The organism is Brevibacterium senegalense, from assembly GCF_000285835.1.
GTDB classification, from domain to species: domain Bacteria; phylum Actinomycetota; class Actinomycetes; order Actinomycetales; family Brevibacteriaceae; genus Brevibacterium; species Brevibacterium senegalense.
Genome location: NZ_HE978601.1, coordinates 268,620 through 284,161, shown reverse-complemented (window position 1 = coordinate 284,161; position 15,542 = coordinate 268,620). Strand labels below are relative to the sequence as shown.

Genomic DNA, 15,542 nt, shown 5'->3' with positions numbered 1-15,542 from the left:
CCCGCGGGGTGGTTCCACCGTACGCTTCCGAGTCTCACCGCAGAGTGACGGCGAGCTCGACCGTCCAGTCCTCGGCCGAGGTTCCGGTCGCCGTCTGCCGGATGTCCGGAACATCGCGGATGTCGGTGGTCCCGGCGTGGTGGGCGTAGGCGTCGAGCAGCGCGACCATGGCCGGGTGGATGACGCCCTCCGGCAGTTCTGCGCTGTCGCCCGGCCATACCGCGCACAGCTCCACTCGCGCTGGAAGCTCACCGGCCTCGACGCCGTCCCCTCCCCAGTCCGGAGGCAGGGTGTGGGGGACCGGCAGACAGCAGAGGAGGTCGACCGTCTCCCGATCGGTCGCCCGCATCGTGATCCACAGGGGGCCGGAGGGCACGATCCCGTCCTCCGCGAGCGCCCGCATGAGGTCGAGGGTGGCCTGCTCGGCGTCGTCGTTCGTGTCCTCGTACGATCCGGGCTCAGCTGTCGCGGGATCGATCGGGACCTGCAAGGCGGTCGCGACGAACGGCTGAGCGGGTCTGACACGTTCGACGGTCTGGACGGGACGAGTGAGCGACTGCACGATCGCCACAGCTCGCGCGTGTGCCCGGTCCTCCTCGAGCCGCGCGGCCAGCACGTTCGCGCGATGGGCTTCCAGTGCCCCGATGGGCACGGCACCGGCGGCGGGGTCGCTGGGGGTCGACCCCGCCGCTGTCGCCGCCTCCGGGACGGGGACACCCGCATCACGCAGCGTCTTGAGGGTCACGCCGGCGCGGACCTGGTCCTCTCCGTACTTCCGGTAACCGTTGACGGGGTCGACCGCGGCGGGAATCAGGATCCCGCGTTCGTCGTAGTGCCTCAGGGCCTTGACGCTCAGCCCGGTGAGGGCGGCGAACTCTCCGATGTTCATCATGGGACCAGCGTGGGGCCTCTCCTCAGGGGAGGGTCAAGAGCGGGTTCGGCACCCGCGTCACCGCGTCTCGATCGTGTACGCGTAGCCCTGTTCGGTGAGGAAGCGGCGGCGGTGGCCGGCGAAGCGCTCGTCGACGGTGTCCGCGGTCACGACGGTGTAGAAGGTCGCGGCCTCCGCGTGCGCCTTGGGGCGCAGGATCCGGCCCAGGCGCTGCGCCTCCTCCTGCCGGGACCCGAAGGCGCCGGACACCTGGATGGCGACCGAGGCCTCGGGCAGGTCGACGGAGAAGTTCGCCACCTTCGACACGACGAGGACGCGCACCCGGCCGGCACGGAAGTCCGCGTACAGCTCCTCGCGCTCCCGCTCCGGCGTCTTGCCGGTCAGGACGGGCGCGCCCAGCGCCTCGCCCAGCTCCTCGAGCTGATCGATGTACTGCCCGATCACCAGGATCTGCGACTCCGGGTGCTCTGCGACCAGCTGCCGCACGACCGGCACCTTCGTGTCCGCGGTCGCGGCCATCCGGTAGCGGTCCTCGCCCTCCGCGCTGCCGTACGCCCGCCGCATGTCCGACGCCAGCGGTACGCGGATCTCGTGGCAGGTCGCGGACGCGATGAACCCGTCGCGCTCGATCTCCTTCCACGGCACCTCGAACTGCTTGGGGCCGATGAGCGAGAACACCTCGTCCTCGCGCCCGTCCTCCCGCACCAGCGTCGCGGTCAGCCCCAGTCGCCTGCGGGCCTGCAGGCTGGCCGTCAGCCGGAAGACCGGCGCGGGCAGCAGGTGCACCTCGTCGTAGACGACCAGGCCCCAGTCGCGCGCGTCCAGCAGCTCCAGGTGCAGGTAGGAACCCTTCCGCCGAGTCGTGAGCACCTGGTACGTCGCGATCGTGACGGGCCGGATCTCCTTGACGGACCCCGAGTACTCCCCGATCTCGTCCTCCGTCAGCGTCGTCCGCCGCAGCAGCTCCGCCTTCCACTGCTTCGCGGACACGGAGTTCGTCACGAGGATGAGCGTCGTCGTCGACACCCGCGCCATCGCGGCCGCCCCCACGATCGTCTTCCCCGCCCCGCACGGCAGCACGACGACGCCGGACTCGCCGGCCAGGAACGTGTCGACCGCCCGCTGCTGGTAGGGCCGCAGCGACCACGCCTGCGGGTCATCGCCCGCTGCACCGGACGACCCCGCGCCCGAGGCCGTGTCCGTCTGCCCGGGACCGGTCCCGTCCGCGTCCGGCCCGGCCCCCGGGATCCCGCCCGTCCCTGTCCCGTCCGCGCCGTCCGGCTCATGCGACTCGTGAGCCAGGGCCATACGGTGTGCCTCGCCGTCGACGTACCCGGCGCGGTCCGCGACCGGATGGCCCAGCTTCAGCAGGACGTGCTTGAGCTCCCCGCGCTCGGACGGATGCACGGTCACCGTCGCCTCGTCGATCCGTGACCCAGTCTTCCCCGCCAGGTCCGGCTGCTCCAGCAGGTGCGCCAGCAGTGCCGCGTCCGTCGATTCGAGCACGAGCCCGTGGACGGGGGACTGGTGGAGGGTGAGGACGCCCCACCGGTCCATGACGTCGACGATGTCGAGCAGCAGCGCGTGCGGCACCGGGTGCTTCGCGTAGTCCAGCAGGACGTCCACGACGGATTCCGCGTCGTGCCCGGAGGCCCGCGCGTTCCACAGCCCCAGCGGCGTGATCGTGTACGTGTGCACGTGCTCGGGCGTCTTCGACAGCTGCGCGAACGGGGCGATCGCGATCGCCGCCTCAGCCGCGTCCGGGTGGTCGGACTCCAGCAGCACCGTCCGGTCGGACTGCACGATGAGGGGGCCGCCCGTCATGAGGCGCTCCTGCCCGCCCAGGCCCTGCCCGTCCTGCGTCATCCGGTCATTCTCCTCACGTCTGTGCCACCCGTTCGCGTCTGTGTCACCGGCTCATGTCTGCGCCGCCGGCCGCACGCGCACGATCCGCGCGAGCGACACCCGCAGCGAGGTCCCGGTGTCCGTGCGCGCCACCAGCCGCCCGCCGGTGACGGTCTGCGGCACGACCCGGACCGTCCGGTGCGTGCCGTCCGAGGTCGTGACGGTCAGGTCGACCGCCGTGCCCGTCGCCGCCGCCTCGCCCAGCTCCGCGAGCACCGCGTCGAGGGCGCCGCCGCTGTCCGCATCGTCGGCTCCCGGACCAACGGCCCCGCCGCTCCCGGTATTCCCCGCGCTCGCCCCGGTGTCACCGGTGCCGGAGGCCGCCGAGGCCGCACCGCCGCTGCGGTCCGCTCCCGTCCCAGCCCGGTCGCCCGCACCACCGGACCCGTCCGACCGTTCGGCGCCCGCGCCACCGCGACCCCTCGCACCAGCGCGACCACCGGCCCGCCCACCGGCACCGCCGCGCGCGCCCACCTGTCCTCCCGCCTGCGTCGCGATGAGCGCCTCGGTCCAGCTCTCCACCCGCTCCGCCGGCACCCGTGTCGTCCGGACCGTGGGCGCGGGCACCGGACTGGGGGACGGGGCGCGCGTGCCGGCCGGGTCCTGGGCGGAGGAGTCCACGACGAGGACCGGACGGTCCTCCGTCTCGAGGAGGACGCTCACCCGGTCCGAGGACGCCTCCGCGATCGCGACCGTGGGCGCCAGCCTGCGCAGCCCCAGCGCGGCGGCGGCCGGATCCTCGAGGATCACGTCCAGGTCAGCCGGGTCGTCGACGAGGACGACGGACCGCGCCCGTGCCACCCGTACCCGGTGCAGGCGGGCGCCGGCGGCGGTGATCATGTGCTCGAGCGTCGTGGGGATGCCCGTGCTGGAGACGTCCTGCAGCACCGCGCGGATCGAGTCAACCGTCTCCCCGGCCCGCAGTCCACGGGTCACAGATTCGTCCGTGAAGCGGTAGACCGTCCCCTGGCCGCGGGTGTCGACGTCCGCGATCCGCTCCAGCTGCATCTGCACCGCGTGGTCGAGCGGGCCGAACGCCACGCCTGTGAGATCGGACTGGAGGGTGACCGTCGACTCGAGCGGGGGCAGCGCCGCGGCGACCGCCTCGATCAGCGCGGCCGGCGGTCCCGCCGCGAGGCCCTCCCGGTGCCCCAGGACGTCGTCCGGGTCGTCGCGGTCGACGATCCACTGCGCCGCAGCCTCTCCGAACGCGGTGAGCGCGTGGTCCCGGGACCGTCCCAGCGGGGAGGCGGTGAGACCGAAGAACTCCGTCTCCGTCAGCACCTGGTCGACCTCGTCCGCGGACACCGCCTCGAGCAGCGGATGGGTGTATCCCAGCAGCGCGACGAGGTCGTCCTGGGACACGGCGGAGCCGGCACCGTCGCCGTCCGCGCGCGCTCCCCGACCCGCGCCCGTGCTCTGCGCCGCGCGCAGCAGGGTCACGAGGACCAGCCGGCGCAGCTCCAGGATCTGAGGGCGCGCAGTGTGGAAGCCCGCGAACGCCGTCCGCGCCCGCTCGTCGCGGCCCAGCAGATGGATGCGCTCGCCCGCCGGCGTCGAACCCGCCAGCACGTGCGCGATGCCCACGGGGTGCGTGAGCCACGCCGTCAGGAGGTCCGCCCACACCTGCGCGCGGGGTGCACGCGCCGCCTGGTCGAACTCCGCCGTGGGCTTCCACTGCGGGTCCGCCGGGTCGCGCGTCGTGGACAGCCAGCCCAGCGCCGCCGCCAGCTCCGCCACGAGGGCGAACTGCCCGGCATCCGCACCCGCCGCCCGCGCCAGGGTCTGCGCATCGCGACGGCTCACGCCGCCGCTCACCAGCTGGGGCACGTCCCGGTGGGCGAACTCCGCGACCGCTGTGAGCGCCAGGGCCGTCGCCGAGGCCGCCCCGGCTCCCTGCGCGTTCTCCCGCAGGGCCGCGGAGACGGGGGAGACGGCCAGGGGCCGGGGATCGCGGGCGGACTCCCACGGCTGCGGGGTCGCGCGGGCGGCGGCCGTCACCGGCAGGAGACCGCCCGCCTCCGGCTGCACGCGGAAGCCCGCGGCACGCGCAGGGTCGCCGCCGTCGGCCGGCCACAGCAGACCGGCGCGGACACCGGACTCCAGGGCGGCCTCGGCAGCGGGGGTGAGGGCCGCGGCCAGCAGCTCCTGCCGGTCGACGACGGGGGAGACGCGGGCGAGGACGGCGGCGCGGTGGACGATGCGCAGAGCCGCGGCGTCCAGGGATTCGAGACCCCGGGCGACCGCCGCGCGCGAGGCGGCCAGCGCGGCCAGCCGCGCCAGATCGGTCACATCGGTGCGCAGCAGATCGGTGCGCGTCGCGATGAGCGCGCGCAGGACGGGCAGGGGTGCGGCGCGCAGCCAGGCGGCGAAGGACGGCGACTCGGGCATCCTCCCCATGGTAGTCGGGACAGTCGGATCCGGTCCGGCCCCGGCGCCCACGACCCGTCTGCGCGGGGCTATCATGGTGGGCGGAAACCGGTCGATCGCAGGAGGAGGTGCCCCATGGCAGCGCAGACGCAGAGACCCCCGGGCGCCGTCCTGGGCACGGTCGCGGCGGTGCTCGCACTGGCCGGATTCGCGTGCCTCACCGCGGTCGTCATCGCGGGACTGGCGGGCGGGGCGATCGCCCCGGTCTTCACGTGGCTGGGAATGATCCTGCTTCCGCTCGCATTCCTCGTGATGCTGGCGGTCCTGCTGCAGGGCATCGCGCATCGCAGCCGCGCGAGCCGCGTCGCCGCGGACCTCTAGACCGCACGAGCGCCACAGCCCCGCACTCCCGGCCCCAGCCCCGCAGTCCCGGACCCGCCCGCCTCGCGGAAGCGGAGGGACCGCACCCCCACACACACCCCTGACACAGGACGGTCGCGCCCCGTCCGCGAAAGGATCGACATGCCCACAGGACGCGTCAAGTGGTTCGACCCCGCGAAGGGCTTCGGCTTCGTCACCGCGGAGGACGGCGAGCAGGTCTTCCTGCACGCCTCCTCCCTGCCCGACGGCGCCGAGGTGGGCCCCGGCACCCGCCTCGAGTTCGACATCGTCGACGGCCGCCGCGGCAAGCAGGTCCTCAAAGCCCACATCCACGAGGCCCCGGCCCGGGTCCGCCGCAATCCCAAGAAGACGGCCTCGATGATCGAGGACGTCATCCGCCTGCTGGAGGACACGTCCGCCGGACTGCAGCGCGGGCGGTACCCTGATGAGGGGCACTCCCGCCGCGTCGCGGAGGTGCTCCGCGCAATCGCAGACGACCTGGAGGGCTGATGTCCGGACTGTTCGACCGCTGGATGGCGTCCCTGACGGACGCCGCGCCGGCCGATGCGGACCCCGCAGAGGCGGCACCCGCCGCTGACGCCGTGCCCCAGGCCGCGGAGGCGGAGCAGGCTGCGACCGCACAGGCCGCCCCCGCCCGTCCTGCCCGCCGGCAGGCGCCGCCCGTGCTCGACACGGTCCTCGTCGACGCGGTCGACGTGGCGCGCAGCGCCATCACCGAGGTCGCGGGCGAGTCCGAGGTGGGCGCCCACCTGGGCGCCGTCGCCGAGGGCACCCGCCTCGTCACCCACAGCTTCGCATGCACGAACCCCGCCTATCGCGGCTGGCACTGGATCGCCGTCCTGGCGCGAGCGCCCCGGTCCAAGAAGGCGACGGTCTGCGAGACCGCGCTGCTGCCGGGCGCGGATGCGCTGGTCTCCCCGGCGTGGGTCCCGTGGGAGGAGCGCCTGGAGCCCGGCGACATGGGCCCGCAGGACGTGCTGCCCCGCGCGGAACACGACCCCAACCTGGAGCTGGGACTCGAGCAGGTCGACGTCCACACCGGTGACGACATCGACCAGGTGCCCAACTTCGAGTTCGGCCTGGGCCGCACCCGTGTCCTCTCCCGCGAGGGGCTGTCGAACGCGGCGAAGCGCTGGGCGGATTCCGACGCGGGACCGGACGGCGAGTTCGCCCGCAAGTCCCGCGGCCAGTGCTCCACGTGCGGCTTCCTCCTGCCCATCGCCGGCAGCATGCGGACGCGGTTCGGCGTGTGCGCCAATGAGTGGGCGCCGTTCGACGGACGCATCGTCGCGCTGGACTCCGGCTGCGGTGCGCACTCGGAGACGGACGTGCCGCAGCAGTCGCAGCACACCGCGCAGGCCGTCCTGGACGACTTCGCCGACGAGCTCGACCTCGTCGATCTGGCCCCGCAGGCCCAGGAGGCGCACTCCCGCAGATGAGCTCCATGTTCCGATCGCTCGCGGAGCCCAACTACCGCCGCTGGTTCGGCGGGGCTCTCGTGTCGAACACCGGAACGTGGATGCAGCGCACCGCGCAGGACTGGATCGTCCTCACCCAGCTGACCGATGAGGACGCGACCGCGCTGGGCATCTGCATGGCGCTGCAACTGGGCCCGCAGCTGCTCCTCTTCCCCATCGCCGGCAGTCTGGCCGACCGGTTCCGTCGGCGGTGGATGCTCCTCGCCACGCAGGTCCTGCAGGGTTCGATGGGCCTCATCCTCTTCGCCCTGACCGTGACGGACGTGATCGTCCTGTGGCACGTCTACCTCCTGGCGCTGTCCCTGGGCATCGTCGCGACGTTCGACGCGCCGGTGCGGCAGGCGTTCGTCTCCGAACTGGTGGGCGAGAAGCTGCTGCCCAACGCCGTCTCCCTCAACTCCGCCTCCTTCAACACCGCCCGCATGCTGGGCCCCGCGGTGGCCGGCGTCCTCACCGCCTCCCTGGGCGCCTCGCTCGTCTTCCTGCTGTCCGGCCTGGCCTTCGCCGCGACCGTCACAGTCCTGCTGTCGCTGGACGGCGCCTCCCTGCGGTCGCCGTCCCGCGAGACCCGCCGAGGCCCCGGCCGGGGGATCGGGGGCGGCTTCCGGTACCTGCGCACCCGTCCGGACATCCTCGTCGTCCTGGGGATCCTCTTCGTCGTGTCGACGTTCGGCATCAACTTCAACATCTACACCGCGACGATGGCGCGCATGGAGTTCGACCGCGACGCCAGCGGGTTCGGCCTGCTCAACTCCGTCCTGGCGGTGGGGTCGCTGACCGGCGCGCTGCTGGCCGCCCGCCGGGAGCGGCCGCGCCTGCGGACGGTGTTCTGGGGCGCCGGTGCGTTCGGGGCGGCCTGCGCGGTCTCCGGCCTCATGCCCACGTACGTCTCGTTCGCCATCGTCCTCACGACGGTGGGACTGTCCTCGATCACCATGCTGACGGCGGCCAACGCCTACGTGCAGTCGACGACCCCGGCCGGCGTGCGGGGCCGGGTCATGTCGATCTACCTCGCGGTGGTGCTGGGCGGTGCGCCGCTGGGCGCCCCGTTCGTGGGGTGGGTCGCGAACGAGCTGGGAGCCCGCGCGGCGCTGGGCGTGGGGGCGGCCTCGGGCGCGGTGGGATTCCTCATCGGCGTCGTCTGGATGATGTCCGCGAAGCATCTGCGCGTCCGCTACGTCCGCCGGTCGCGCCGGTTCATCCGTCTCAGCTACGACGGCCGCGCCCCGCGGACGTGAGCGCGGGACACGTCACAGATCCATCACAGTGAGCGGTCCCGGTCCGGACCCGGTGCGACCGGCGGCGGACCTCCGTAGACTCGGACCCGCGCAGTCGCGACCAGAACGGAGCCTTCCCCATGACCGCAGACATCGTCGTCACCGTGCTCGCCGCCCTGGCGATGCTCGTGGGCATCGTGGGGATCGTCGTCCCCGTCCTGCCGGGATCCGCGACGATCGCGGTCGCGGCGCTCGTGTGGGCGATCGTCATCGGGACCGGGGCGGGCTGGTCCGCGTTCGCAGCGATCACTGTCCTCGTGGCGCTGGGCATGGCGGCCGGCTGGGTGCTGACCGGCCGGCGGCTCAAGGAGCGGGGCATCCCCAACCGGTCGCTGCTGATCGGCGGGGTGCTGGCGGTCGTGGGCTTCTTCGTCGTCCCCGTCGTGGGACTGCTGCTGGGCTTCGTCGCGGGCCTGTGGGCCGCGGAATGGAAGCGCCTGGGCGACCCGCGTCAGGCCTGGGACAGCAGCTGGGCGGCCCTCAAGGCCGCCGGCATCGGCATCCTCATCGAGTTCTCCTGCGCCGCCCTGGCGCTGGCCGTCTTCACCGGCACCGTCATCCACCACTTCGTGACGACGGTGCCGGCCTGACGGTTGCTCAGGCAGTGGCGCCCCACTGCTCCAGGACGTGGTCGATGCACTCCAGCAGCGCGCGCACGTCCGCGGGTTCGACCGCGGTGAACGTCGCGATGCGCAGCTGGTTGCGGCCCAGCTTGCGATAGGGCTCCACATCGACGATGCCGTTGGCGCGCAGGACGGACGCCAGTGCGGCCGCGTCGACGGTGTCCGCGAAGTCGATCGTCGCGACGACCGGCGAGCGATCGGCCGGGTCCGCGACGTACGGCGAGGCGACGGGGGAGTCCTCCGCCCACGCGTAGACGAGACCGGAGGACTCCGCGGTGCGCGCGCCGGCCCACGCGAGTCCGCCCTGGGCGTTCATCCACTCGATCTGCTCCGCCAGCAGGATGAGCGTCGCGAGTGCCGGGGTGTTGTACGTCTGGTTCTTCCGGGAGTTCTCCAGCGCCGTCAGGAGGTTGAGCGATTCGGGGATGAACCGATCCGTGGCGGCGATCTCCTCGACGCGGGCCAGCGCGCGGGGGGACAGGAGGGCGACCCACAGTCCGCCGTCGGAGGCGAAGTTCTTCTGCGGTGCGAAGTAGTAGACGTCCGTCTGCGCGATGTCGACGGGGATGCCGCCGGCGGCGGAGGTCGCGTCGATGACGACGAGCGCGTCGTCCGCGATGCCCGCCGGACGCTCGATGGTCGTCGCGACGCCCGTCGAGGTCTCGTTGTGCGGCCACGCGTACACGTCGACGGATTCGTCGACCTGCGGCAGGGCGGACGTGCCGGGGGCCGCGTCGACGACGAGCGAGTCCTCGAGGAACGGCGCTGTCCGCGTCGCCTTCGTGAACTTCGAGCCGAACTCCCCGAACTGCGCGTGCGAGGCGCGCGAGCGGACGAGGCCGAACGTCGCCGCGTCCCAGAAGGCCGTAGAGCCGCCGTTGCCCAGGACGACCTCGTAGGCGGACGGCAGGTCGAAGAGCTGTGCGAGCCCCTCCCGCACGCGGCGCACGACGTCCTTGACGGGGGCCTGGCGGTGCGAGGTGCCCATGAGGCCGGGACCGGCGGCGGCGAGCGCCTCCATCTGCTGCGGTCGGACCCGGGAGGGGCCGGCGCCGAAGCGGCCGTCGGCGGGCTTGAGGCTGTCGGGGATGACGATGTCTGCGGGTGCGTTGGTGTCTGTGCTCACGGCCGCGATCCTATTCCACGGACGGCGGGTGCCGGGGAGGGCGGCCCCACCAGCACCATTGAGCGAACGTTCAATCTGCACTAGAGTCGAGGGCCGGGGGCTCCGCTGCAGCGACGCAGCGAGGTGCGGTCTCCGCCCGGACGGTGTGGTGACGCCGCACGGGGACGTCATTCGAAGGAGAGTGGGGAAGAACAGTGAGAACTGCGATCACACGGGGGCTCGCCGTCCTGGGCGCGACCGCGCTCGTCGGCCTGGCGGGCTGCGCGGGCACGGCCGGACAGTCCAGCGAGGACGCCGGCGGCGGCGACGGCGTGGAGTACGGTGCGACGGCTGAGGAGTACCAGGAGGCGCTCGCGGACATGGACCCCGTGACCCTCACCTACCAGCCCGGCGCGCAGTCGGGGCAGGGGCACACGGGGCAGGCCGAGCAGACCTTCATGGACCGCGTGGAGGAGATGTCCGGCGGGAAGATCACGTTGGAGCCCGCCTGGGGCCAGTCGATCGCGGCGTTCGACGAGGTGACGGAGGCGACCGCGGACGGCCGCATCGACATCGGGGTCGAGATCCCCATCTACACGCCCAGCAAGTACGCGGCGATCAACGAGCTCATCAACCTGGCGCCCTCGACGCCGGCCAGCCCGTACGCCACGGAGATCGCGACGACGGCGGCCATGATGGAGGTCGCCTGGAATACCCCGGAGATCGTCGAGAACTACGAGTCGATGGGCGTCGCGTTCCTGCGCCCGGTCATGTTCGAGACCTCCAACGCGCTCATGTGCACGGAGCCGGTCACCTCCCTGGACGACTTCGCGGGCAAGCAGATCCGGGTGGGCTCCGCGTCCGACCTGGCGATCGTCGAGAGCCTCGACGCGTCACCCGTGTCCATGCAGTTCACGGAGGCCTACGAGGCCCTCCAGCGCAACACGATCGACTGCACGCTGGGCGGTCTGCGCATCGGCTCCGAATACGGGTTCCTCGAGGTCGCCCCGCACGTGACGTTCCCGGAGGACGCCGCGTGGGGCCGGAGTCCCACGGCCGTCGTCGCCGGGCCGGGCTACACGAACCTGCCCCTGGCGGCGCAGCAGCTGATCTTCGACGCCTACGCGGAGTCGAACGCGCGCAGCCTCGAGGCCTCCGTCGCGTTCGTCGCGGACGCGGTCACCGGGCTGCAGGAGAACGGCGGCGACATCGAGCGTCTGGAGGGGGATGCGAACGAGGCGCTCCACAGTGCGATCGACGGCCTGCGGGAGAAGACGCTGTCCTCGGACGCGCTGGACGGCGAGGACGCCGCGAACAGACTGGACGAGGCCTACGGGAAGTGGATCGGGATCGCCGAGGAGGAGGGTCACGTGGACGACGGTGACTACATCGGCTTCGCGGACGGCTACTCATCCGATCCGGTCGACCTGTCGAGTTACGGTCAGCGGATGTTCGAGGAGATCTACCTGCCGCACCGCCCCAGCTGAGCAGTCGGTTCGAGCGCGCACTACTCCGTCTCCGCGTCCGCGGGACGGAGTAGCGTGGGCGCCATGGACGAGACTCAGCAGACCGAGACTCAGCAGACCGGGGCACAGCAGGCCGGGACTCAGTGGACAGCAGGCGGTGCGGGTGACGCGCAGCCGCTCGCGGCCTCGGCGCAGGCGGCGATGGCGGAGCTGGCCCGGCAGCGGGTCGAGTACGACGATGTGGACCTCGACCTGCCGGCGGACACGCCGCACGGCATCTTCACCGACTGGTACGAGGATGCGGGCCGGCAGCTGGGGGAGCCCAACGCGATGGTCGTGGCGACCGACGACGATGCGGGCCCCGCGGCCCGGATCGTCCTGCTCAAGGGGTACGACCCGCGCGGGTTCGTCTTCTACACGAACCGGCAGTCCGCGAAGGGGCGCCAGATCGCGGCGCACCCGCGGGTCGCGCTCGTGTTCCCGTGGCACGACATGCAGCGGCAGGTCCGCGTCCGCGGGATCGCCGTGCCCGTCACGGATCGGGAGTCGGACGACTACTTCGCGGTCCGCCCACGGGGGTCGCAGCTGGGAGCGGCCGCCTCTGACCAGTCGCAGCCCATCCGGGACCGCGGCGAGTTCGACGCCCGCGTGCGCGAGCTGGAGGCCCGCTTCGAGGGGCGGGACATCGAGCGCCCGGACCACTGGGGCGGCTACCGGATCCTGCCGTACGAGATCGAGTTCTGGCAGGGGCGGCGCAACCGCATGCACGACCGCTACCTGTTCACCAGCCGCGACGGTGCGAGCGCTTCACTGGACGATGCGGACGCATGGTCCACGGTGCGACTCCAGCCCTGAGCGGGCTCGTGAGCAGGTCGGCGGAATACTCCTTTCCACCGGCCCCCACCTAAAATGGAGGCAGGGGCATCCGGGCGTGATCTCCGGGTGCGTGGACTGCCGACGACGCGTCGGAACGGCGAGAAGGAAGCGTGGGACGTGAACGACCTCATCGACACGACAGAGATGTATCTCAAGTCGATCATCGAGCTCGAGGAGCAGGGGATCGTGCCTCTGCGCGCGCGGATCGCGGAGCGACTGGAGCACTCCGGGCCCACCGTTTCGCAGACGATCGCACGCATGGAACGGGACGGTCTGGTCATCGTCGACGAGGACCGGCATCTGGAGCTGACGCCGGAGGGGCGCGAGCTCGCGACGCACGTAATGCGCAAGCATCGTCTTGCGGAACGTCTGCTGGCGGACGTGATCGGACTCGACTGGTCACTCGTCCACGACGAGGCCTGCCGGTGGGAGCACGTCATGAGCGAGCAGGTCGAGGCGCGCCTCCTCTCGATCCTCCCGGAGCACACGACCAGCCCGTACGGGAACCCGATCCCGGGTCTCGAGGAGCTGGGCGCGGACTCCGCTGAGGATACGCAGTCGCGGCCCCTGACCCGTGTGGTGCGGTCCGGTCAGTCGGAGACGGTCACCGTGAACTGGCTGGCCGAGCCGCTGCAGGTGGACATCGCGCTGCTGGCGCAGCTGCGCGAGACCGGGATCGTCCCCGGCGCCACCGTGCACGCGGAATCGGACGGCGACTACGTGAGCATCGGCGTCGAGGGGTCCGCGGACCTGCTGGACCTCCCCACGGAGACGGCGGCGCTGCTGTTCGTGACGCCCCAGGGGTGACATCCGGTCCATGACGGAGCGTGCGTGACGATCGATTCGCCGCTCGTGACGATCGATGCGTGACATCCGGTGCGCGTCGGGGGTATCCGCCCCCGGCGCGCGCCCGTCTGTGCCCGGTATCGGGGCTGTGACACGTCCGTCGGAGATGCTGTTACAACGGTAACAATCTTCTCATTGGGTCTCTGACCTGCGGATATGAAGGTCGTCATGGTGCGGGAAAGGCCTGTTGTCCCCAGTCTTGTGATCCAAACGTGACATGGCGTTGCCGATCGTTTACAGTTGTCGAGGCGCCCCCGGCTGGGGGCGGTCCGACCCGGGTTCCGCACGCCGCGCCCGGCACGATCGGATCAAGCATGTGGACCTGAGCGGCGGCGAGGACCCGGGAGACCGGGAGCACGGCCCCGGACGGGGCGGGGCATCTCCAGCCCGGTGCGACACCTCGTAGGAAGTGGAGAGGACATCGTGGCAACAAGGAAGCATGGGCGTCGCGCAGCGGATACCCGCGTGAAGACCCCGCTCACCGAGCTGACCGACGCGCTGAGCGCCAACTACGGCGTCGTGGGACGTCGCGCAGCGGTCGTCGCAGCGGCTGGCGGCCTGGTCGTCACCGCGACCCTGCCGGCCATGGGCCAGGGTGAGGACGACGAGGCGGCGGCTGTCACCGCAGAGGCGGACAGCGCCCCCACCACAGATTTCGTGAACCAGGCCAAGACGGTCATCCCGGAGACGGACGAGGAGTCCGACGACGAGGCCGTCGCTGGCAGCGCGGCCGTCTCCAACGTCACCGCGACGAAGGCTCCGGAGCCGGAGCCGGAGCCGGAGCCCGTGCGCACCGCCGGTGCAGAGGGCGGCGACTCCTCGGATTCCGGTGACTCGTCCGATTCGGGCGAGTCCTCGGGCTCCGACGAGTCGTCCGATTCGGGCGAGTCCTCGGGCTCCGACGAGTCGTCCGATTCGGGCGAGTCCTCGGGCTCCGACGACTCCCAGGGCGGCGGCGACGTCTCGCTGCCGGACGGTTCGAAGGCCGAGCAGGTCATCGCGATCGCCAAGCAGTACACCGGCGTGCCCTATGTCTACGGCGGCACCAGCACCAGCGGCTGGGACTGCTCCGGCTACACCTCGTTCGTGTTCGCCAAGGTGGGCGTCAACCTGCCGCGTTCGTCCGGCGCCCAGGCGTCCGCCGGCACCCGGGTGTCCGCTTCCGAGGCGCGCCCCGGCGACCTGGTCTACAAGCCGGGCCACATCGGCATCTACGCCGGCAACGGCATGATGTACGACGCCGGTTCCCCGTCCTCGGGCACCTCGTACCGCAGCCACTCGTGGATGGGAAGCGTCACCTACATCCGCGTTCTCTGATTCGCGCGACTGCAGATCGGCAGTCCGATGGCACCCGCACTTCGCCCCAGGTCCGGAGGAGTGCGGGTGCTGTCGTCTGTCGTGGATGAATCCGTCGCGAACAGCGGGGACACGCTGGGCGACATTTGTGCGGTTGCGCACCGCGCGGCGCGATCAGGGCCTAGGCTGTGGCCTGTGAGGCCAGGAGTTGCGACGAGCACCGGGTCGGCCCCGCGAGCGGCAGGTCTGTCGCTCGCGGGCATGCCGGCTCCGATCCCGTGCGCCGTCACCGGCGCCGAGGCGATACGCATATGCCCTCGCGCCGGACAGAGCCCTGCGGCTCCCGGCCCCGCTGTCCCGTTCGAACGGTGTCGTGCTTCTGCACGGCACCGTTTCGTGTTTCACGCGCACCTGCGCAGTCCCGGAGGTGTGTCGTGAAGACCCTCGTCCTCAACGCCGGCTACGAGCCCATGTCCGTCGTGTCCTTCAAGCGGGCCGTCGTCCTCGTCCTGACGGGGAAGGCCTCCGTCCTGCAGTCGGATCGTCAACAGCCCATCCGCAGCGAATCGATCGCGATCGACCGTCCCTCCGTCATCATCCTGGGGAGGTATGTGAAGCCGCCGCGCGGGCGCCGGGTGATGCTCTCGCGGCGGGGCGTGCTGCGGCGGGACGGGTTCCTGTGCGCCTACTGCGGCGGGCACGCCACGACGATCGATCACGTGCTGCCGCGGTCGCGGGGCGGCGAGAACTCGTGGACCAACCTCGTCGCATGCTGCCGCTCGTGCAACAGCGTCAAGGGTGACAAGACCCCGCGCGAGATGGGCTGGGCGCTGCGGTTCACGCCGGCGCCCCCGCGCGCCGGCCGGTTCTGGCTCAGCGAGCTCGAAGAGCCCGTCGACGAGTGGCGGCCCTTCCTCACCAGCTTCGGATGGGGAGCGGACCGCCCGCGGAAGACGGCCTCGGCGGCGGAGTGCAGCGCGGCGGCCTGACGGTCTGCAGCGTGGAC

General features: G+C 71.9%; 14 protein-coding genes. 10 read left to right on the top strand and 4 right to left on the bottom strand.

The genetic code is table 11. The features are described from left to right. Window positions 1-34: 34 nt before the first annotated feature. The 3 genes from HGBR_RS16360 to HGBR_RS04355 all read right to left on the bottom strand — a co-directional run bounded on the left by HGBR_RS16360 (window position 35) and on the right by HGBR_RS04355 (window position 5,188). The gene (locus HGBR_RS16360) at window positions 35-892 is read right to left on the bottom strand and encodes a MerR family transcriptional regulator (RefSeq protein WP_019158109.1); all 858 of its coding nucleotides are present in this window, start codon (window positions 890-892) and stop codon (window positions 35-37) included. A 57-nt stretch (window positions 893-949) separates the two neighbouring features. Next, window positions 950-2,716 (bottom strand): DNA repair helicase XPB, encoded by a 1,767-nt coding sequence (locus HGBR_RS04360; RefSeq protein WP_026077331.1) that lies wholly within the window; start codon window positions 2,714-2,716, stop codon window positions 950-952. A gap of 93 nt (window positions 2,717-2,809) precedes the next feature. Then, the gene (locus HGBR_RS04355) at window positions 2,810-5,188 is read right to left on the bottom strand and encodes a helicase-associated domain-containing protein (RefSeq protein ID WP_019158107.1); all 2,379 of its coding nucleotides are present in this window, start codon (window positions 5,186-5,188) and stop codon (window positions 2,810-2,812) included. 114 nt (window positions 5,189-5,302) lie between these two features. Here HGBR_RS04355 and HGBR_RS04350 point away from each other — a divergent pair, with 114 nt between their 5' ends. The 5 genes from HGBR_RS04350 (at window position 5,303) to HGBR_RS04330 (ending at window position 8,914) form a co-directional block, all read left to right on the top strand. Beyond that, entirely contained in the window at window positions 5,303-5,548 is a 246-nt protein-coding gene (locus HGBR_RS04350; protein WP_019158106.1) for a hypothetical protein, read from the top strand. 141 nt (window positions 5,549-5,689) lie between these two features. Beyond that, complete coding sequence (locus HGBR_RS04345; RefSeq protein WP_019158105.1) at window positions 5,690-6,058, top strand: cold-shock protein; 369 nt, start codon at window positions 5,690-5,692, stop codon at window positions 6,056-6,058. Then, window positions 6,058-7,008 (top strand): DUF3027 domain-containing protein, encoded by a 951-nt coding sequence (locus tag HGBR_RS04340; RefSeq protein WP_019158104.1) that lies wholly within the window; start codon window positions 6,058-6,060, stop codon window positions 7,006-7,008. Before HGBR_RS04345 ends, HGBR_RS04340 begins: the two co-directional genes overlap by 1 nt. Window positions 7,009-7,013: 5 nt before the next feature. After that, complete coding sequence (locus HGBR_RS04335) at window positions 7,014-8,285, top strand: MFS transporter (protein ID WP_245533260.1); 1,272 nt, start codon at window positions 7,014-7,016, stop codon at window positions 8,283-8,285. A gap of 119 nt (window positions 8,286-8,404) precedes the next feature. Beyond that, a complete protein-coding gene (locus HGBR_RS04330; RefSeq protein ID WP_019158102.1) occupies window positions 8,405-8,914 on the top strand; it encodes a DUF456 domain-containing protein in 510 nt (169 codons plus the stop codon). A gap of 7 nt (window positions 8,915-8,921) precedes the next feature. Here HGBR_RS04330 and serC read toward each other — a convergent pair whose 3' ends face one another. Beyond that, window positions 8,922-10,073, bottom strand: coding sequence for a phosphoserine transaminase (gene serC / locus HGBR_RS04325; protein WP_019158101.1), 1,152 nt, complete (start codon window positions 10,071-10,073; stop codon window positions 8,922-8,924). Between the two features lie 194 nt (window positions 10,074-10,267). On the opposite strand from serC, the gene HGBR_RS04320 reads away from it, so the two are divergent. From HGBR_RS04320 to HGBR_RS04300, 5 genes are all read left to right on the top strand, one after another. Then, window positions 10,268-11,539 carry a type 2 periplasmic-binding domain-containing protein gene (locus HGBR_RS04320; RefSeq protein ID WP_019158100.1) on the top strand — a complete coding sequence of 424 codons (1,272 nt, stop codon included), beginning with the start codon at window positions 10,268-10,270 and terminating at the stop codon, window positions 11,537-11,539. Between the two features lie 63 nt (window positions 11,540-11,602). Further along, the gene (gene pdxH, locus HGBR_RS16355) at window positions 11,603-12,373 is read left to right on the top strand and encodes a pyridoxamine 5'-phosphate oxidase (protein WP_083882752.1); all 771 of its coding nucleotides are present in this window, start codon (window positions 11,603-11,605) and stop codon (window positions 12,371-12,373) included. A gap of 138 nt (window positions 12,374-12,511) precedes the next feature. Continuing rightward, entirely contained in the window at window positions 12,512-13,201 is a 690-nt protein-coding gene (locus HGBR_RS04310) for an iron-dependent transcriptional repressor DtxR (RefSeq protein WP_026077330.1), read from the top strand. A 504-nt stretch (window positions 13,202-13,705) separates the two neighbouring features. Next, entirely contained in the window at window positions 13,706-14,557 is an 852-nt protein-coding gene (locus tag HGBR_RS04305; RefSeq protein ID WP_019158097.1) for a C40 family peptidase, read from the top strand. Between the two features lie 413 nt (window positions 14,558-14,970). Beyond that, window positions 14,971-15,525, top strand: a complete 555-nt coding sequence (locus HGBR_RS04300; RefSeq protein ID WP_019158096.1) for an HNH endonuclease — start codon at window positions 14,971-14,973, stop codon at window positions 15,523-15,525. Window positions 15,526-15,542: the final 17 nt, after the last annotated feature.